This is a genomic window from Shewanella sp. POL2, assembly GCF_000282755.1.
Classification (GTDB): domain Bacteria; phylum Pseudomonadota; class Gammaproteobacteria; order Enterobacterales; family Shewanellaceae; genus Shewanella; species Shewanella xiamenensis.
Window position 1 is genome coordinate 1 of the sequence record NZ_AKZL01000028.1, and the last position, 18,024, is coordinate 18,024.

An 18,024-nucleotide genomic window follows, 5' to 3' on the forward strand; every position below is an offset into this window, starting at 1 on the left:
GTGGTGGCCTCGGTGCTGCTGCTTGCGGTGGCTTACAGGCACTCCAAACCGCCGCCATTGCCAGTGCGATGCCATTTTTATGCGTGATGTTGCTGATGTGTTTAGGGCTGTATAAGGCGCTGAAGGACGATTGGCTGAAGATCAACAGTGTGCAGCTCCATACCACCAGTGTGCAATATGCTAAGACCAATATCAGCTGGGAGGAGCGTATCGAAGTCTTAGTGTCGCATCCCACGGAAGATGAGGCGCGTATCTTCCTCAATAATGTCGCGACACCAGCGTTATCTAAGGTGTGTCAGCAATTTATGAGCAAGGGACTGACGGCGGATCTTGAGTATCTCGACGGCAAAGTGCGATTGGTGATCAGCAACGAAGCCTATCAACCCTTCGTATATGGTGTGCGGATGCGCTGCTTTGAAATCGTCAATCCGGTCGGTGAAGAGTTAGAGCAGGGCAACAATTGGTATTATCGCGCCGAAGTGTACTTAGAGCAGGGCGGCCAACACTATGATGTGATGGGCTATACCGAAGAGCAGCTATTGGCGGATGTGGTCACCCAATACGAGAAATACCTGCACTATTTGCACTTGTCCAATGCCGACCAAGGACATGTCGCCTAAACGCTTCGCGTGTTAGAAATATTGCCCCAAGGAATAACTCGGATTATCCTTGGGGCACTTTTTTAGGGGTCATTAGTTAGGTGTGAGCATGTCAGCAAATCCAGGCCAGAGTAAGTTAGATCAAGTCTTAGCCCAAGAGCGGGAATACCGCGCAAAGCGTGAGGGCGGTTACCGCGAGCAGGCGCTCAAATTGTATCCTTGGATCTGTGGCCGCTGTACCCGCGAATTTACCTCAAAAAATTTAAGCGAGTTGACGGTTCACCATAGAGATCACAACCACGACAACAACCCATCCGACGGCTCGAATTGGGAATTATTGTGCCTCTATTGCCACGATAACGAACATTCACGCTTCGAAGAACTGATCCGCTACGGTAGTACCACAGAAACCAAGCAAGCGGCGGCGACCTATAATCCCTTTGCCGATTTAAAAGTGATGATGAAAAAGTAGCGATAAAAGTAAAAAGCCTGAAATGTCAGGATTTTTTCGCAAGTCGTGCCTCGGCTTCCAGCCATTTAGCGCGGCTTAGCACCTGTTGATTTTCGTCGCCTTCGAAATGGGCTTTGCGGGCAGGGAGCTGCGCAATAATCGCAGTGTGTTCAGCATCGCTGGCATTGCGCCAAGCGACAATCTCATCAATATGGCGAAAACAGCCCATGCAATAATCTTCATCATTTAAGCCGCAGCGAGCGACACAGGGGGAGAGCATACTTTTCCTCTAAAACTCTTCTCTTTAACTGGCTTTTTTGTGTATACACACACATGGATTGCCAACTGGTATAGCAAGTTGGCCAAAACTGCGGCGATACTAGCAGCTTTAGCCGCCATTTGGGCAGCGATATTAAGTGAAATGCACCTTGATATTCGTAAAGGCTTAATGACGGCACTGTTTTCAAACTGGTTTTAAAAACAGTGCTGTTGTGAAGGCTTGGCGGCTAAGGCTAATAAGAGAATCAAGTGGAACACATTAGAGTAAAGCAAATTTAGCATGGCAATTAAGCGCGATAATCATAAGCAGGCAAGGGCCGAGCGTCAGGACAGGCTCAGGGCGCACTTTATCCAATTGGATAAGTTACTTGAGCAGAGTCGCGCCCTGTGGCAAGTCCGTGCCTTTGAGGCAAAAGCACTGCCTTGGGCGGCGCAATTCCCAAGGCTAGCAACCACCCTTTGGGCGCTTGATGATGCTGTGCTCGATAGTTTGGATGCCGAGCAATCGGTGTTAGTCGATGCCTTATCTCCAGCACTCAAGCAGGATCTTGCCGCGTTAGGCTACGACTGGGATCTGTCTTTACTCACATTGTCCTTTGCCGAACTTTCGCTTGGCTCTGATATTGACTCAGATATAGGCTTTGATATTGGCTCTGACATTAGCTCTAACGATATTGAAACTGCTACTTCACCTTGTATTGATCTTACCGAGTTGGCTCACTTTAGCGCCCATATTAAAGGCCGTAAGTGGGAACAAATTACCGCCTTTGTGCAGCATTTGCCCGATGCGGGATTACCCGTACTGGAGTGGTGTGCGGGCAAAGGCCATTTAGGCCGCTTAATAGCCAAAGCACGTGGTGTGGATGTGTTAAGCCTCGAGTGGCAGGCGATGCTCTGTGAAGAGGGCCAAGCCTTTGCCGATAAATGGCAATTATCACAGCACTTTATCTGTGCCGATGCCTTCGCTATCGAAGGTAATGCTTGCGAAAATACCGCTCATCAAACCAATCCTTTTCGCGCCAAGCAACAGGCGGTGGCGCTGCATGCCTGTGGCGATTTGCATGTGCGTTTACTGCAATTGGGCGCAGCGGCGGGCACACAGGCACTGGCGATTTCACCTTGCTGCTATCATTTAATTCAAGCTAATCAATATCAAGGCTTATCGACACTCGCCAAACACAGCGCGCTGCGTTTAAGTCGCCATGACTTGCAATTGCCCTTGCAGCAGAGTGTAATCGCCAATCCGAAACAACAGGCGCTGCGGCATCAGGAAATCGCCTGGCGGCTCGGTTTTGATGCGTTGCAGCGAAGCTATCGTGGCATAGATGCTTATTTACCTTTACCCGCAATAAAGCAAAGTCAGCTGAGTGGTGAGTTTACCGAGTTTTGCCATTGGGCGGCAGCGCAAAAGGCGGTTACCTTAGATGCAGATTGTGATTTTGACGCTTGGCTTGAGATAGGCAAACAGCGACAAAGGTTAACTCGACGCATCGATTTGGCGGCGCATTTATTCCGCCGTGCGCTGGAGCTGTGGTTAATTCTCGATCGTTGCTGCTTTTTGCAGGAAAGTGGCTATCGGGTGACCCTGAGGGAATTTTGTGCAAACAGTGTGACACCCAGAAATGCGCTGATTTTGGCGCAAAAATTGAGCGAGTAAAAAATAATCTACTATTTAACGTTATACCTGACTGTTTTTTATAAAGTATTTCTTTATTAGTTCATTTTGAATTAACGGATTGGCGGCATGATCGTCACAAGGGTTTATAAACCCTGTGAGACAAGTCTAAGGCGAAAGATGGTTTTTTATTGAATCATCGGGCTTTTCTTGTTCAAATGTCGCCTTAATGACACATAACAACTAAAAACTGACCTAAAAGATCAGTGATCCTAGTGAGCGAATAAAACAGTTTCATGAAATATTCCCGCGTATTTATTAATAGCCTTGCCTATGAACTGGCACCTGTGGTGGTTTCCAGTAGTGAGCTAGAATCTCGCCTCGCGCCTCTATATCAAAAATTTCGCATTCCCATGGGGCAACTTGCGGCGTTAACGGGCATTACCGAACGCCGTTGGTGGCCTAAAGGGCATCAATTATCCGATGGAGCGATTAAAGCGGCGCACAAGGCGATTGCAGAAACGGGAATAGAAGTCGCCGAACTGGGCGCTGTGGTGTACACCGGCGTTTGCCGTGACCAGCACGAACCCGCCACCGCCTGCCGGATTGCAGCGGCCTTAGGTGTGTCGAAGGACACGGCGATTTACGATATCAGCAATGCCTGTCTTGGCGTGTTATCGGGCATTTTAGACATTGCCAACCGTATCGAGCTTGGTCAAATTAAGGCGGGCATGGTGGTGTCCTGTGAGTCGGCGCGGGATATTGTCGATGTGACCATTGATAATATGCTGGCAGATCCGACCATGCAGAATTTTGCCCAGTCGCTGGCGACCTTAACTGGCGGCTCTGGCGCGGTGGCGGTGATCCTCACCGATGGCAGTTTACCGCTGACTAATGTGCGTAAACATCAGCTACTTGGCGCTTCCCATTTATCTGCGCCGCAGCACCATCAACTGTGTCAGTGGGGCTTGCAGGAAGTAGGGCACAATATTTACCGTGAGTTTATGCGTACCGATGCGGTGACCTTGCTCAAAGAAGGGGTCGAGCTGGCTAAGCATACGTGGGAGCATTTCCTCGCTCAGCGGAATTGGTTGGTCGAGCAGGTCGACAAAGTAATCTGTCATCAGGTCGGCGCTTCAAACCGCAAACAGGTCTTGAGTGCGTTAAATATTCCACCTGAAAAAGAATTTCCAACATATCAACTGCTCGGCAATATGGGCACAGTCTCTTTACCCGTCACTGCGGCCATGGCACACGATCAAGGCTTTTTACGCCCAGGGGATCAGGTGAGCTTTTTAGGTATCGGCAGTGGTTTGAACTGTATGATGCTGGGCATTAAGTGGTAGTTTTTCAAGGATTGTTATTTGCCTTAGCCGACGCTTGAGAGCAAGGTTTGCTAGGGCATTTTTATGCTTATTGGTTTAGCGATGGGCATTAGCGATGAGCAGAGGTAAAGCCGAATTTACCTGCACAGGCTACCAATACAAAAACAATTAGAACAAAAGATAGGAAGCGTCATGTTAGACACTCTGTTGCCGTTTAAACGTCATTTTCTTAGCCGTAATGGCAACAAGCTGCATTACATCAATGAAGGCCAAGGTGAACCTGTGGTCATGGTGCACGGTAATCCAAGTTGGAGTTTTTATTACCGTAATCTCGTGAGTGCCCTTAAGGATACTCACCAGTGTATCGTGCCAGACCATATTGGTTGTGGCCTGTCGGATAAGCCGGATGACAGCGGTTACGATTACACCCTTAAGAGTCGCATTGATGATTTAGAGGCGCTGCTCGATAGCCTAAAGGTAAACGAAAACATTACCTTAGTCGTCCACGACTGGGGCGGCATGATAGGCATGGGCTATGCGGCGCGCTACCCTGAGCGCATTAAACGTCTGGTGATTTTAAATACTGGCGCCTTCCATTTACCCGAGACTAAGCCTTTACCACTGGCGCTGTGGATCTGCCGTAATACGCTGCTCGGCACCGTATTAGTGCGTGGTTTTAATGCCTTTTCATCGATTGCCTCCTACGTTGGGGTAAAGCGTGAGCCGATGTCCAAGTACATTCGTGAAGCCTACGTCGCACCGTTTAACTCATGGGCGAATCGGATTTCGACCCTGCGTTTTGTACAGGATATTCCGCTAAAACCGGGTGACAGAAACTATCAACTGGTGTCGGATATCGCCGCTAGTCTGCCAAAGTTTGCCAAGGTGCCGACACTGATTTGCTGGGGATTACAGGACTTTGTGTTCGATAAGCACTTTTTAGCCAAATGGCGTGAACATATGCCCCATGCACAGGTGCATGAATTTGCCGATTGTGGTCACTATATCCTCGAAGATGCGAGCGATGAGGTGATTACCCATATCAAACACTTTATGGCTGAGGCGCAAACGCCAGCGGCAGAAGTGCAGCCCGTTGAAACGGCGCAGGTCACAGAGCCTGAGGTTGAGACTCAAGCGCCACAGGCCGCACATTAATGGTTAGGGTGGAGGATGCGCAGCTCGGCCGTGGGACATCTAGCGTCGAGCAAGCAAGCGATGCCAATATCTGTCGGCATTTAAAGCAGGCCGCCCATCACATTCCCCATCATCTCGCGGTTGCGGTGCAACAGGGCAAGGGTAAATCCCTTGCCAACCTTACTTACCAAGAACTCGACTTTATTAGCCTCGATAAACAAAGCGATGCCATCGCCTTCGCGCTCAATGCCCATGGGCTGACGCGGGGGATGAAGGCGGTGCTGATGGTCACCCCGAGTCTGGATTTTTTTGCGTTAACTTTTGCCTTATTTAAGGCGGGGATTATCCCCGTGCTGGTTGACCCAGGCATGGGCATTAAAAACCTTAAGCAATGTTTTATTGAAGCCGCGCTGGATGCCTTTATTGGTATCCCTAAAGCCCATATCGCCAGACGTTTATTAGGCTGGGGTAAGGGCAGCGTGCAGCATCTTATCAATGTGGATAGTAATCCAAGCGGACTTGCTGGCACGCTATCGCGCTTACTTACGGGCGCGCCAAGTTTAGCGTCGATACTCTTATCAACAGCTAAGTCGTCTACAGCTAAGTCATCTGTGGCTAAATTCCCAGAACAGGTCGAGTATCCTATGGCGCTGCTTAGGCATGACGAGATGGCGGCGATTCTCTTTACCAGCGGCAGCACGGGGACGCCGAAAGGCGTTGTCTATAGCCATGGCATGTTTGAGGCGCAAATTCAGGCGCTAAAACAGGATTATGGCATTGCACATGGCGAGCGTGATTTAGCGACATTTCCGCTATTCTCCCTCTTTGGTCCGGCGCTCGGTATGGCATCGATTGTGCCTGAGATGGATGCCAGCAAACCGATTACGGCCAATCCTGAGTTTTTATTTGCCGCCATTGAGAAATACCAATGCAGCAATATCTTTGTTAATCCAGCCTTGCTTGAACGTTTAGGCCGCGCCGGTGAGCAAACCGAGTCGAAGCGCCAACATAAACTCAGCAGTGTGAAACGCGTAATTTCCGCTGGCGCGCCCGCGACTATTGCCTCGATTGCACGCTTTAGCAAAATGCTCAGTGACGGCGTGCCTGTACTCAATTCCTACGGCGCTACCGAATCCTTACCCATCAGCATGATCGCCAGCGATGAGCTATTTACCACGACTCAAACCACAGATAATGGTGGTGGGATTTGTGTCGGCCGCGCCATCGATGGTGTCAGCATCGAGATTATCGCCATCACTGAGGATAACATCCCTGAGTGGGATAATGGCCTGCGTCTTAACGCGGGGGAAATTGGCGAAATAGTGGTAACAGGCCCTATGGTAAGCCAGTCCTATTATCGCCGCGAAACGGCAACGACGGCGGCTAAAATCTGGGACCGCGAGCAGCAAACCTTTAGGCACAGAATGGGCGACCTTGGCTATTTAGATGACAGCGGCCGCTTGTGGATGTGTGGCCGTAAAGCCCATAGAGTGGATGCCACCCAAGGTGGGCAGTTTGTTAAACGGTACTATTCCATTCCGAGTGAGCGTATTTTTAATACCCATCCGAATGTGAAGCGTTCGGCGTTAGTGGGTATCAAAGTGAAGGGGCAAGGCGGTGCGAGTGAGATTGAACCACTCATCTGCATCGAGCTTGACCAATCTTTGGTATGCAATAAGAGTGCGCAGCTCTATCAAGAGCTGATGGCGATTGCCGAGCAGTATAGCCACACTCAGGGGATTAGACGTTTTCTCATTCATCCCGATTTCCCTGTGGATGTGCGCCACAATGCCAAAATATTTAGAGAAAAATTAGCCGTTTGGGCGCAATCGCAAACCAAAGGCTGATGTTCATTTAAGGGACTTTTAACCTTACTCGTCTAGATTTTCTGTTGCTTTTTAGTGGCATAGGGATGAAATATTATTCCATTGCATATAAGCGCTGAACTTAATACTGTAAACGACACTGTGTGTCTCGGAATAGCAAGATGACCGATAATTGTTCCATTTCTCTCGCCCCTACGGACTTAGAATGTACGTCGTCGCAACCAACAGGCCTAAACCAAGTGGGCGGTGACCAAGCATGTAGCAAACTGAGTCTCGATAAGCGTGAGCAAGTCGCGCTTTATGCCTTGGCCGCTAAGGTCAACCATGCCTTTGTGACTGGCGCGGGTGGATTTTTGGGTAAGGCCATTTGCCTACGTTTGGTCGCGGCTGGGATTAAGGTGACTGGTTTTGCCCGTGGCCATTATCCTGAGCTTGAAGCCCTTGGTGTGACTATGTTACAGGGGGATTTAGCCAATCCTGAGCAAGTCAAACAGGCGATGCAGGGCTGCGATGTCGTATTCCATGTGGCTTCAAAAGCGGGTGTCTGGGGCGACAGAGACAGTTATTTTTGCCCAAATGTGAAGGGCGCAGCTAATGTGATTGCCGCTTGCAAAGCGCTTAAAATCAGTAAATTAGTCTATACCAGCACTCCTAGCGTGACCTTTGCGGGCGAGGATGAAGCGGGTATTGATGAATCGACGCCCTACGCCAGCCGTTTTTTAAATTTTTATGCTCACTCCAAGGCGATTGCCGAGAAGATGATGCTCGATGCTAATCAAATCTCTTCAACTGCATCGGCGTATGCGCTAAAGACCGTTGCTCTGCGGCCGCATTTGATTTGGGGGCCAAATGATCCACATCTGGTGCCAAGGGTGCTCGCCCGCGGTCGTTTAGGTAAACTTAAGCTGGTGGGGCGCGAGGATAAACTGGTCGATACCATTTATATCGATAATGCGGCTTATGCCCACATTCTGGCGGCCGTTGAGCTTTGCCAAGTCTCGCCTAAGTGCCAAGGGAAAGCCTATTTTGTCAGTAACGACGAGCCTGTGACTATGGCCAAGATGCTGAACCTCATCCTAGCCTGTGATGGGTTGCCGCCTGTGACCGCGCGCGTGCCACAGACCCTAGCTTATGTGGTGGGCGCTGTGTTAGAAACGGCGTATCGACTGCTGAATAAGCAAGAAGAGCCGATCATGACGCGCTTTGTCGCTAAACAGCTTTCCTGTAGCCATTATTTCGATATCAGCGCGGCAAAACAGGACTTTGGCTATCATGCCTTAGTGTCGATAGAAGAGGGTATGAAGCGACTTAAGGCATCGCTCTAGTGCTTATTTAGCACTGGGCTGACAGGGTGATATCCTATGCCACCACGGTAACCTAATGGATTAAAGCGTTAATGGCCTGCGACGATTGTAATACTTCGATTTTTCGGCAAAAGATTGGCCGCTGCAAACGCTGCATGTGGCAGTTGACGCTGCTGTCGCTTATCGGTTGGCCTTTGTGGTGGTATCTCTACAGTGACGCTCCTCGAGAGGTCAACTCCATCGCCTTACTGTTTTTCTGCTCAGCTTTTACTGGCCTGTTGTTACTGCATCTTGTGGTATTAGTCACGCGTCGTCTGCTCGGTCGCGAATAGTTTTTTCGCTTCCCATCGAATCTCCTTTTTATCCTTTGTGGTGAGCGATCACACACGCCAGTTACGCTATTACAAGCAGCCATTCTTGCCCGCGGATTTTTCATTTTCGCTTAATGCTCAAGTGGTACACAGTGCGCTGAAACAGCTCGCTTTTTATCGTCTTAGCGAAAAATACTGTCGATTGGTGCTGAGGCGTGATGAGTGATGAGCTCACGCGATTATTTTACTCCGTGATCCCGTGAGTGTTAGGGCTAGGCTTAAATCTGAACTGAGTACCATAAATACTCTGATGATAAGGGTTCGTGTAACGAGTTTTTTTGGCTGATAAGTATGGATTTAAACAAATTTTAATCTGACATTTTAAGGTTTTTACCCTGTTTCACTGTTTTTGGTATCGCCAAGTACTAAGATCGAATGTGGCGATGGAGCCGAGAAAACTCGGTATTTTTTAGGTTTTAGGGAGTGTTATGGAGTTTTTAACCACGCTATTTGTGGGTTACCCAATATGGGTTTGGTTAATGTTTTTTGGCTTTGTGTTGGCATTGTTAGCCTTCGACTTAGGTGTGCTACACAAAGAGCAGCACGAAATTACCGTGGCAGAGAGCCTTAAATTATCGGCCTTTTATATTTGTATGGGTCTGTTGTTCGGCGCCTGGTTATGGTGGTACAAGGGCTCGACTGCGGGGATGGAATACCTCACGGGTTACCTTATTGAAAAGTCCTTATCTATGGATAACGTCTTCGTTATCGCGCTTATTTTCAGTAGCTTAGGCATTCCCCGTCTGTATCAACACCGAGTGTTATTCTGGGGGATCATGGGCGTTATCGTGCTACGAGCGATTATGATTGGCTTAGGCGCGGCGCTGGTGGCGCAATACCAAGGCGTGTTGGTGTTATTCGGCCTGTTCTTGATTTTCACGGGTATTAAGATGCTCTTTTCCGATGATGAGCATGGTGATATCCAAGATAATAAGTTTTACAAATGGTTACGCTCTAAAATGCGTTTTACCCCAAGCCTTCATCAAGAGAAGTTTTGGGTAAGGGGAGAGGATCATCAACTCAGCAAAGGCTGGTGGGCAACGCCTCTGTTTTTGGCGTTGATCTTAGTCGAAACCGCGGATCTGGTGTTTGCAGTAGACAGTATCCCGGCGATTTTTGCGATTACCCAAGATCCCTTTATCGTCTATACCTCTAATATCTTTGCGATTTTAGGTCTGCGGGCATTGTATTTCGCCCTCGCGGCCATGGTGCATCGTTTCGAGTACCTCAAGTATGCGCTGTCGGTGGTATTGGTGTTTATCGGTGTAAAAGTCGGACTGGTGTACTTTAATCATGAAGGCATTGTGGACTTTAAAATCCCAACGGCCTTATCCCTTGGTGTCACCTTCGGCCTCTTGCTGGCGGGGGTATTATTCTCCCTGTGGAAGACGCGCGAGCAGAAGTAAGCTAATGTTTTTCTACCTAAAACTGGCGCCATAGTGCGCCAGTTTTTTATTCGGTCATCTCAAAGATAGGTTGTGATTGCCTGGGTTATTGACCGATGAAATAACTTCTATTTGCAGTTTTTAGGTTTGGTAAAAGTGTGCAAACTGTTCTATTTTTCGTATAGACAGTCGTTTGGCTCGGGCTTTCTTTCTACTTGGGTAATCGTTCGCCTTACAGCGCACTGAGCCAAATATAGATAGTCTGTTTTCATCAATTTTGCACTAATAACAATAAATTATTAGCACCATCAAATTTGTGGCTTAGCTCTTTATCTGCCGGAATGGGACGACAGTTTGGCTCATTCTGAGATGTTGGCCATTACGCCACGCCATCATTACAAATAATCGAACAGATGACCGCGAACCAGGCCGTTAATGCCGAGGATCGTACGAGGAGAAAGATCATGTCTATGGTGAGTGCGAAGGAATTTGCTCATTGGCTAAAGAAACGCTTCGAGGGTGTTGAAAAGGGCGTGAGTTTAACTCGAGAAGATATCAATCAGCTGACCGGATGCCAAAATTTTTCATTGGTGTTTGTCCATGATATTCACTACGAGTTGATGCGTTTTGGCATCGCCTTTGTGACAGACACGGGGCGCGATACATATTATCTTGTGCGGGTTTTCGATAAACCTTGGCGAAATCAATTGGAGCAGGACTCTGAAAAGGAGCTGTTCTCTAACGTAGTGTCGATTAATTTACTGCGTTAAGACGTCAATTCGTGGCATTTATCAGTGCAATTTTGCTTGAGGTGGTGAGTGCTTTCGAAGCACCTCGGCGCGCTGCTGCGCAAGCACGACAGCCCCTGTTACATGAAGATTAACAGGGTTAATAAATCGCGTCTTTACGTGACTTAACTTCTCCTAATTTCGTTACACTCTCTCTCTTTACACTTAAATCCGCCGCGAAAAGTGCAAATTTGCTTGTTCTTCGGCATGGATTTTCCTAAGGTAATTGAAAATGATTTTCACTGAGGCTCCTATGAATACTCATCTGCAATTACAGGTTAAGCATTGGCTCGAAAATGACCCTGATCCCCGCACTCAGGCACAACTGCAAGCCTTAATCGACACAGGCAATGACGCCGAACTCGAGGCACGTTTTGCGGGACGTTTAGAATTTGGCACCGCCGGATTACGCGGTGTGGTGGGCGCAGGTCCTATGGGTATGAATCGCTTGGTTATCCGCCAAACATCTGCTGGGCTTGGTGCCTATTTGCTCGAACAAATTAAAGATGCCGCCGAGCGCGGGGTTGTGATTGGTTACGATGGCCGCCACGATTCACGCACTTTCGCCCATGATACCGCCAGTGTACTCACCGCGATGGGGATTAAAGTGCGCCTCACCGCCAAAGTGGCGCCAACGCCGCTGGTGGCCTTTGGGGTTAAGCATTTTAATGCCGCTGCAGGCATTGTGGTGACTGCCAGCCATAACCCACCACAATACAATGGCTACAAAGTGTATTGGGAAAACGGCGCGCAGATTATCCCGCCCCATGACTCAGGTATCGCCGCTAAGATTGAGCAGGCGGCAACCCAAGCAATTCCGTTATGGATCAGGCTGATGCCATCAAGCACGGTAAATTGATTTGGCTTAATGACGATTATTACGAAACCTATCGCCGCGGCGTGATGCACGCCAATGTGCTGCAAAATCACACTGCGCCCGAAAAAGTCAGCCTTGCCTATACCGCTATGCATGGTGTGGGCGCTCAAATGGCTGAAACTGTGCTTAAGGATGCGGGTTTTACCCAAGTCTACTCGGTGGCGGCGCAGCGTGAACCCGATGGGGATTTCCCAACGGTTAATTTCCCGAATCCGGAAGAAAAGGGTGCGATGGATTTAGTCATTGCCGAAGCGAAAAAGCATGGTGCCATGCTTGCCTGCGCCAATGATCCCGATGCCGACAGATTTGCGGTTGCAGTACGTAAGGATGATGGCGAGTATCAAATGCTAACAGGCGACCAAGTGGGCGTGCTCTTTGGTCATTATCTGTTAAGCCATGCCGCGAAAGACCAACGTCTAGTGGGCACGACTATTGTGTCCTCCAGTCTATTATCTAAAATCGCCAAAGGCTTTGGCGTTGAAAGTTATACCACGCTCACCGGTTTTAAATGGCTGATGAATGTGGGGATTGCGCAGAGTCAGCCTGATAATCAATTCCTGTTTGCCTACGAAGAGGCGCTGGGTTACACCGTCGGTAGCATGGTGTGGGATAAGGACGGCCTATCGGCCTTAGTTGCCTTTGCCCAATTAACTGCCGAACTTGCTGCCAAAGGGCAAACCATTTGGGATAGACTCGAGCAGATTTACCGCGAGCAGGGTTTCCATCTCAATGCTCAAGTTAGCATTGCCTTAAAACCCGATACTCCTAATATCGGCGCCTATCTGCGTGAACATCCGCCGCTGGCAATTGGTGAACATGCCGTGGTGTCGACCGATGATCTCAAGGCGTTAGAGCGCCGCTTTGCCGATGGCAAGGTTGAGAAAATCAATCTGCCCGCCAGTGATGTATTAACTTACCGCTTAGCCAATGGCGCGCGGGTGATAGTACGGCCATCGGGCACTGAGCCTAAAATCAAGTGTTACTACGAGGTGGTCGAGCCTATGACGGCGCAAGACACCTTGGCCACGGCGCAAGCGAGAGCGACTAAGGCGATGGAGGCGTTTATTTCAGCCCATCAGGCAAGCCTGCCTAAGTAATCCTGTTATCCTTCGTTAAATAAATTCACTTTCACTCAAAGGCTACTGACATGATGCTGTCAGTAGCCTTGTTTTATTCTTGTTGTCGTCCGCTGATGATCCACATTTATAACGTGATGAATCATTGGCATTTTTCAACAAGGAGAACGTGAAAATGTTATCAATTGCACCGTTAGTTTGGGGTGAAATTCCTGTCAGTGATATGGATCGTGCCATCGCTTTTTATCAACAACATTTCGGGGTTGAATTTAAGCGTGATGATATGGAAGACATGCAATATGCCACGATTGAAACAGAGGATGAAGGCGCACCAAGCATTGGCCTCGTTAAATGCAGCATGAGCAAACCGTCGATGGACGGTAGCACTGTATACTTGCATTTCAGCGCTCAATTGCAACCTTTAGTGGATAAACTCGTGGCCGCTAATGTGACTATGCTATTGCCTGTGACACCTATCAAGGATGGTGGTTGTGGCTATATCGCCCTGTTCGTGGATAGCGAAGGCAATAAGGTCGGCCTCTGGTCGCAAAACCAGTAATTGAAACCTTGCGGAGTCGTGCTTTGGCACGACTTTTTGCTCTCTGTTTTACATTGATATTTATAAGATATTGTTGGCTATCGGCGTCTGGCTATGCACCTAAAACAATAGATATCAAATGACAGGCCTTAATTAATAACCTGAAGTGATGGTGAAAGTGAACACGACAATGGAACTGGTTTATTTGGCGGCTCAACCTATGCTTGGGCTGGGCACTCGCACCAACAATAGCGCAGAACTGGCGGGCGAAGGTGGCAAGATTGCAGCGCTATGGCAGGCTTTTTTTGAATCTTCACAGCTGACATCTATGCTCGATTCTCCCATGTATGGGGTTTACTACGACTATGAATCCGATATGACGGGAGACTATTCGGTTTTAGTGGGTAAAAGCGTCGAGTCTGTCAGCGAGACCGGCCCATTTACTGCGTTGCAGCTGCGAGAAGGAAACTACCTTAAGTTCAGTGCGCAAGGGGAAATGCCCCACTGTGTGGTGGAACTTTGGGGACAGATTTGGCGTTACTTTAGTGCGCCTGATTGTCCGCACCAGCGCTGCTACCAAACGGACTTTGAAGTCTATCTAAGTGCTGATAAAGTCGAGATTTATATTGGGATTGTGAAGTTTTAAACGATAAAAGCAGGCAGATGCACTATCGCTTGGGCGGGTAAGCTTTAGCGGTTAAGATCCCTAAACTTTCGCAGCGAAGCCAATTTGAGGTGTGATTACTGTCCATGCGCCGTGCCGACCGCCTATTTCAAATAGTGCAAATTCTTAAACATCGACGACTGACGACCGCCCAAGAGCTGGCGGATCGTTTAGAAGTCTCGACGCGCACGGTTTATCGCGATGTGCAGGATTTGTGTTTGAGCGGCATTCCCATTGAAGGGGAGGCGGGCGTGGGCTATCTCTTACGCCACGAAGTGAATGTGCCGCCACTGATGTTTAACGAGGCCGAATTAGAGGCGATTCAAGTCGGCATGCGCATGGTGCAAACATGGGGCGGCAAAGAGCTTGGTAGTGCGGCGCGCCAGGCGATGATAAAAGTGGAAGCCGTACTACCTAAGCGTTTGCAAGCCTATCAATCCTTGATGTTCTCGCCGGATTTTTATTTAGATTCCAACGAGTTTCAGTTTCTCGATCCGCTGCGTAATGCGGCCCAGCGCCGTGAGTACGTCAAACTCTTCTATCAAGATGTGAATAAAACCCTGACAGAGCGCGAAGTGCGGCCGCTCGCCATCTATTTTTGGCGCGGCACTTGGACCTTGCTGACCTGGTGCGAATTACGCCAAGATTTTCGCAACTTTCGGGTCGATCGTATCACAGGATTATTAAGGCTTAACTGCCATTTTGAACCGACGCCGGGACAGGAGTTAGAGGATTATATTTGCCTGATGGAAAGCTAGTCTTAACATTTGCGGTGATGGTGGTGTTGATAGAAAGCGATGGAATACCTCATTGAGTGAGGAAAGCATTGTTTATATCGTTAACCATTCAAAGGAACTATGGTTCTAACCCAATGGTTTTAGTCAATATTGACTAACTCAACGCTTTGATTAGTAATGTTATTATGGATTTTTAATTTATGTTTAATGGCGTAAAAGCCATCTTAGCAGATCCAGCGTCTCGCATTATATGTACAATGTGGTATTTGGATATTTTACCCTACACGGCTTATAAGGGCATGTTTGCTTGGTTTGACTCACAAAACGCATAAATGTTGTGCTGTACATACCTACGAGATCTATCCTTTCTGCTAAAATTTAGCGGGAAGGATAGCTTTGATATAGCGTAATGAGCATATATGATGACATTTCAGCGTTTTAGTCTGTTCACTTTGCTGTTTTGTATTGGAATATGGACATATATACCAAACTCATATGCTGTTGATACTTTTATTATTAATCCTCCAGAATCAAATAATGACCATAGATACCAATATACTTATGATCTGTTGACATTAATTATTGAAGCAACAAACAATGATTTTGGTGTTGGAACAATACAGATTTCTGATGTTGTCATGAGTCGTAACCGTATTTTTAGAGGATTATTAGAAGGTAAAACAGTCAACGTTATTGCTGAAGCATCCAATTCTCAGTGGGATGAAAAGTTAATTCCAATAAAAATCCCAATCCGGAAAGGTATTCAGGGTTTTAGAGTATTTATTATCAAGAAACAAAATTTACCCATTATGGCCAATATAAATACATTGGCACAGTTAATGGCGTTAGATACCGGTTCTGGTAGCCAATGGTCAAGTAAAGCTGCCATGCAAAATGCTGGATTTAACGTTATTGAAAGTATTCAATATGATAATTTGTTTAATATGTTATCTATGGGGAGATTTATTACTTTCGGGCGAGGTGTTAATGAGGCTTTTCAAGAGGTTGAACAGTTTAAACAACAGTATCCCGATCTCGTTGTTGATGATAATATTTTACTGCATATACCACTTGCAACTTATTATTATGTTGCACCAAATCAGCCGCGTTTAGCCACAAGAATACAAGAGGGACTTAAACGAATAATTGCTAATGGAAAGTTTGATGAATTATTTTATCAGCGGCATTGCGAATTTTTGTTAAAAAGTAATATTAATCATAGACGAGTTTTTAAAATTAATAACCCACTCACTACTGAAGCAGAAATGACATCAATTGTTGGTAAAGACTTTTTGCTCGAACCAAGTAGTGATTTTTCGGCGCTATGTGAGAAGTACCATTAATCCCATATTTAATGGGAATATTAAGTTTTTTATTGTCAAAAAGTTAAATGGTTGTTAGCTGAACTGTGTGTGCTATTGATGGTTTACTTTCTTTAAAGAGGATTGGATTCTGTAACCAGATTAATACTGTTAACTGTATAGTAGATAAAAATTTTTCTTTAACCTCATTGCTAGCTATTGCTGTTTTGTTGGAGCATCATTATGCTAATTTCTGTTGTATTTTCAATGATTTGCACTATGAAGTAGTTGCTAGAGGAAATGATACGTAAGATGTCGAGACAGTTGTTGAGCTCCTCGACGCTGCATTTGCAGTGATGTGTCGGTGAGCAACCAATCGGTCCTCTTAAATAGCTGTGAATCAGGTCGTGTCTGTTGGGATATCGATAGCGATATTTAGGGGGGAATCGTTGTTACTACAATCATTGGCAATCGCTAATGAAGATGGTTAAACAGTAATCGTAAGTCGTATTAATGAAAAACGCTGCGGAGGCGCTATGTTGAAAATTAGTTCTAGCTTATTGATGTGTTTGGTGTTGTTTGCTTGTAGTTCTATGCCGAAAGATTGGTCTGGAATGTCCGCCGATGAAATATCTGCTTGGAAGTCGGCAGGTTTTAGTTCTGAAGTTGCTCAAAAGTGGCATCTTAGTGGATTTGATGCAGCGCAAGCGTCTGACTGGAACAAGGCTGGATTTAATCTAAAGGATGCGATGGCGTGGGGAGCACAGAAATTTGCCCCAGAAGAAGCTAAAAATTGGCGCGATTCAGGCTTTGACTTAGACGATGCTATTGAGAGTCGTAATAAAGGTTTGACCCCAATTAAACGTAATTAATCGCCTAAAATTACTGCAAATGGACGCATCATTTTGCGTCCATTTTTTAGCCCAATATCCTAATCAGGATGATTAATGATTACTTGTTTATCATTGGGTTTACGGGAGTTAAGCGCTAGCGATACTGCCAACAGTCATTCCTTCGATATCGGTAAAGGTTTCACCTTTTCACTTGTAACTCGTTTTGTGGGTGTCGCTTGCTTAATCTGCCTGCTGCAACTTAGTGAGTTCTGCGCCAGCGATAGCACTTAAGTGCTGAGTGATTTTCTCAATCGGCCAATCCCACCATGCAATAGCAACGAGCTTATCTATCACTGTTTGCTCGAATCTTAGTTTAATAATAGCGGCAGGATTACCACCCACAACAGCATAGGGCGGTACATCTTTTGTGACGACAGATTGGCTTGCGATAATCGCGCCATGGCCAATCTTCACCCCAGGCATGATTGTGGCGTTATAACCAATCCAAACATCGTGACCGACACAAGTATCGCCCTTAAAAGGAAAGTCTTCTGGCTTAGGTGTTGCCTTCTCCCAGCCATTACCGAAGATATAAAAGGGATAAGTGGAAAAGCCAGACACTGAATGATTGGCGCCATTCATGATGAACTTAACGTCCCTTGCAATGGCACAAAATTTACCAATAATCAGTTTATCGCCAATAAAGTCAAAGTGATAAAGCACGTTAGACTCGAAGCGCTCAGGCCCTGCCGGGTCGTCATAATAGGTGTAATCGCCGACGATAATGTTGTCGCGGCTAATGAAGTTCTTCAGAAAACCCACCTGAGGAAATCCTTTTAAAGGGGATTTGTCATTCGGGTTAGGTCCCTGTTGGGATGGGGAATGCGTCGGCATGTTTGCCTCCCTTATTATTTAATAGCT

At 47.1% G+C, this 18,024-nt stretch carries 17 protein-coding genes and 2 pseudogenes; 17 read left to right on the forward strand and 2 right to left on the reverse strand.

What is annotated here, in order from left to right; translation table 11 throughout:
- Positions 1 to 620 (forward strand): annotated as a pseudogene (locus SHEWPOL2_RS09410) (BCCT family transporter); the annotation flags it as partial.
- A gap of 88 nt (positions 621 to 708) precedes the next feature.
- A complete protein-coding gene (locus SHEWPOL2_RS09415) occupies positions 709 to 1,071 on the forward strand; it encodes a YajD family HNH nuclease (RefSeq protein ID WP_037427869.1) in 363 nt (120 codons plus the stop codon).
- Between the two features lie 25 nt (positions 1,072 to 1,096).
- On the opposite strand, the gene SHEWPOL2_RS09420 is transcribed toward SHEWPOL2_RS09415, so the two are convergent.
- Positions 1,097 to 1,330, reverse strand: a complete 234-nt coding sequence (locus SHEWPOL2_RS09420) for a DUF1289 domain-containing protein (protein WP_037427871.1) — start codon at positions 1,328 to 1,330, stop codon at positions 1,097 to 1,099.
- A gap of 39 nt (positions 1,331 to 1,369) precedes the next feature.
- Here SHEWPOL2_RS09420 and SHEWPOL2_RS22890 point away from each other — a divergent pair, with 39 nt between their 5' ends.
- From SHEWPOL2_RS22890 to SHEWPOL2_RS09490, 15 genes and pseudogenes are all read left to right on the forward strand, one after another.
- A complete protein-coding gene (locus tag SHEWPOL2_RS22890) occupies positions 1,370 to 1,528 on the forward strand; it encodes a hypothetical protein (protein WP_157173870.1) in 159 nt (52 codons plus the stop codon).
- Positions 1,529 to 1,609: 81 nt separating this feature from the next.
- The gene (locus tag SHEWPOL2_RS09425) at positions 1,610 to 2,986 is read left to right on the forward strand and encodes a methyltransferase (protein WP_037427873.1); all 1,377 of its coding nucleotides are present in this window, start codon (positions 1,610 to 1,612) and stop codon (positions 2,984 to 2,986) included.
- A 254-nt stretch (positions 2,987 to 3,240) separates the two neighbouring features.
- Entirely contained in the window at positions 3,241 to 4,290 is a 1,050-nt protein-coding gene (locus tag SHEWPOL2_RS09430) for a 3-oxoacyl-ACP synthase III (protein WP_011717598.1), read from the forward strand.
- Between the two features lie 171 nt (positions 4,291 to 4,461).
- A complete protein-coding gene (locus SHEWPOL2_RS09435) occupies positions 4,462 to 5,424 on the forward strand; it encodes an alpha/beta fold hydrolase (protein WP_037427876.1) in 963 nt (320 codons plus the stop codon).
- Positions 5,424 to 7,250 (forward strand): olefin beta-lactone synthetase, encoded by a 1,827-nt coding sequence (gene oleC, locus SHEWPOL2_RS09440; RefSeq protein WP_050991337.1) that lies wholly within the window; start codon positions 5,424 to 5,426, stop codon positions 7,248 to 7,250. Before SHEWPOL2_RS09435 ends, oleC begins: the two co-directional genes overlap by 1 nt.
- A 140-nt stretch (positions 7,251 to 7,390) precedes the next feature.
- Positions 7,391 to 8,554, forward strand: coding sequence for a 2-alkyl-3-oxoalkanoate reductase (gene oleD / locus SHEWPOL2_RS09445; RefSeq protein WP_086024016.1), 1,164 nt, complete (start codon positions 7,391 to 7,393; stop codon positions 8,552 to 8,554).
- Positions 8,555 to 8,625: 71 nt separating this feature from the next.
- Positions 8,626 to 8,865, forward strand: coding sequence for a DUF3624 domain-containing protein (locus tag SHEWPOL2_RS09450; protein WP_037427878.1), 240 nt, complete (start codon positions 8,626 to 8,628; stop codon positions 8,863 to 8,865).
- A 467-nt stretch (positions 8,866 to 9,332) separates the two neighbouring features.
- Positions 9,333 to 10,310 (forward strand): TerC family protein, encoded by a 978-nt coding sequence (locus SHEWPOL2_RS09455; protein ID WP_037427880.1) that lies wholly within the window; start codon positions 9,333 to 9,335, stop codon positions 10,308 to 10,310.
- 443 nt (positions 10,311 to 10,753) lie between these two features.
- Positions 10,754 to 11,059, forward strand: coding sequence for a hypothetical protein (locus SHEWPOL2_RS09460; RefSeq protein WP_037427883.1), 306 nt, complete (start codon positions 10,754 to 10,756; stop codon positions 11,057 to 11,059).
- A gap of 271 nt (positions 11,060 to 11,330) precedes the next feature.
- Positions 11,331 to 13,051 (forward strand): annotated as a pseudogene (locus SHEWPOL2_RS09465) (phospho-sugar mutase).
- A gap of 154 nt (positions 13,052 to 13,205) precedes the next feature.
- Positions 13,206 to 13,589: a VOC family protein gene (locus SHEWPOL2_RS09470; RefSeq protein WP_037417091.1), complete on the forward strand. Its 384-nt coding sequence runs from the start codon at positions 13,206 to 13,208 to the stop codon at positions 13,587 to 13,589.
- A gap of 169 nt (positions 13,590 to 13,758) precedes the next feature.
- The gene (locus tag SHEWPOL2_RS09475) at positions 13,759 to 14,214 is read left to right on the forward strand and encodes a GyrI-like domain-containing protein (RefSeq protein WP_037427884.1); all 456 of its coding nucleotides are present in this window, start codon (positions 13,759 to 13,761) and stop codon (positions 14,212 to 14,214) included.
- A gap of 104 nt (positions 14,215 to 14,318) precedes the next feature.
- A complete protein-coding gene (locus SHEWPOL2_RS09480) occupies positions 14,319 to 14,990 on the forward strand; it encodes a YafY family protein (protein ID WP_037427886.1) in 672 nt (223 codons plus the stop codon).
- A gap of 398 nt (positions 14,991 to 15,388) precedes the next feature.
- The gene (locus SHEWPOL2_RS09485; RefSeq protein WP_037427889.1) at positions 15,389 to 16,312 is read left to right on the forward strand and encodes a hypothetical protein; all 924 of its coding nucleotides are present in this window, start codon (positions 15,389 to 15,391) and stop codon (positions 16,310 to 16,312) included.
- A gap of 494 nt (positions 16,313 to 16,806) precedes the next feature.
- Complete coding sequence (locus SHEWPOL2_RS09490) at positions 16,807 to 17,142, forward strand: hypothetical protein (protein ID WP_037417103.1); 336 nt, start codon at positions 16,807 to 16,809, stop codon at positions 17,140 to 17,142.
- Positions 17,143 to 17,343: 201 nt separating this feature from the next.
- Here the strand turns inward: SHEWPOL2_RS09490 and SHEWPOL2_RS09495 are convergent, their stop codons facing one another.
- Positions 17,344 to 17,997 carry a Vat family streptogramin A O-acetyltransferase gene (locus tag SHEWPOL2_RS09495; protein ID WP_037427890.1) on the reverse strand — a complete coding sequence of 218 codons (654 nt, stop codon included), beginning with the start codon at positions 17,995 to 17,997 and terminating at the stop codon, positions 17,344 to 17,346.
- Between the last annotated feature and the right edge of the window lie 27 nt (positions 17,998 to 18,024).

Excerpts from the sequence above, each read along its gene's own strand:
- SHEWPOL2_RS09425 (WP_037427873.1), top strand. The coding sequence starts at position 1,610 with ATGGCAATTAAGCGCGATAATCATAAGCAGGCAAGGGCCGAGCGTCAG.
- SHEWPOL2_RS09420 (WP_037427871.1), bottom strand. The coding sequence starts at position 1,330 with ATGCTCTCCCCCTGTGTCGCTCGCTGCGGCTTAAATGATGAAGATTAT.
- SHEWPOL2_RS09460 (WP_037427883.1), top strand. The coding sequence starts at position 10,754 with ATGTCTATGGTGAGTGCGAAGGAATTTGCTCATTGGCTAAAGAAACGC.
- SHEWPOL2_RS09475 (WP_037427884.1), top strand. The coding sequence starts at position 13,759 with ATGGAACTGGTTTATTTGGCGGCTCAACCTATGCTTGGGCTGGGCACT.
- SHEWPOL2_RS09450 (WP_037427878.1), top strand. The coding sequence starts at position 8,626 with ATGGCCTGCGACGATTGTAATACTTCGATTTTTCGGCAAAAGATTGGC.
- SHEWPOL2_RS09490 (WP_037417103.1), top strand. The coding sequence starts at position 16,807 with ATGTTGAAAATTAGTTCTAGCTTATTGATGTGTTTGGTGTTGTTTGCT.
- SHEWPOL2_RS09480 (WP_037427886.1), top strand. The coding sequence starts at position 14,319 with ATGCGCCGTGCCGACCGCCTATTTCAAATAGTGCAAATTCTTAAACAT.
- SHEWPOL2_RS09470 (WP_037417091.1), top strand. The coding sequence starts at position 13,206 with ATGTTATCAATTGCACCGTTAGTTTGGGGTGAAATTCCTGTCAGTGAT.
- SHEWPOL2_RS09435 (WP_037427876.1), top strand. The coding sequence starts at position 4,462 with ATGTTAGACACTCTGTTGCCGTTTAAACGTCATTTTCTTAGCCGTAAT.
- oleD (WP_086024016.1), top strand. The coding sequence starts at position 7,391 with ATGACCGATAATTGTTCCATTTCTCTCGCCCCTACGGACTTAGAATGT.
- SHEWPOL2_RS09485 (WP_037427889.1), top strand. The coding sequence starts at position 15,389 with ATGATGACATTTCAGCGTTTTAGTCTGTTCACTTTGCTGTTTTGTATT.
- SHEWPOL2_RS09415 (WP_037427869.1), top strand. The coding sequence starts at position 709 with ATGTCAGCAAATCCAGGCCAGAGTAAGTTAGATCAAGTCTTAGCCCAA.
- SHEWPOL2_RS09455 (WP_037427880.1), top strand. The coding sequence starts at position 9,333 with ATGGAGTTTTTAACCACGCTATTTGTGGGTTACCCAATATGGGTTTGG.
- SHEWPOL2_RS09495 (WP_037427890.1), bottom strand. The coding sequence starts at position 17,997 with ATGCCGACGCATTCCCCATCCCAACAGGGACCTAACCCGAATGACAAA.
- SHEWPOL2_RS09430 (WP_011717598.1), top strand. The coding sequence starts at position 3,241 with ATGAAATATTCCCGCGTATTTATTAATAGCCTTGCCTATGAACTGGCA.
- oleC (WP_050991337.1), top strand. The coding sequence starts at position 5,424 with ATGGTTAGGGTGGAGGATGCGCAGCTCGGCCGTGGGACATCTAGCGTC.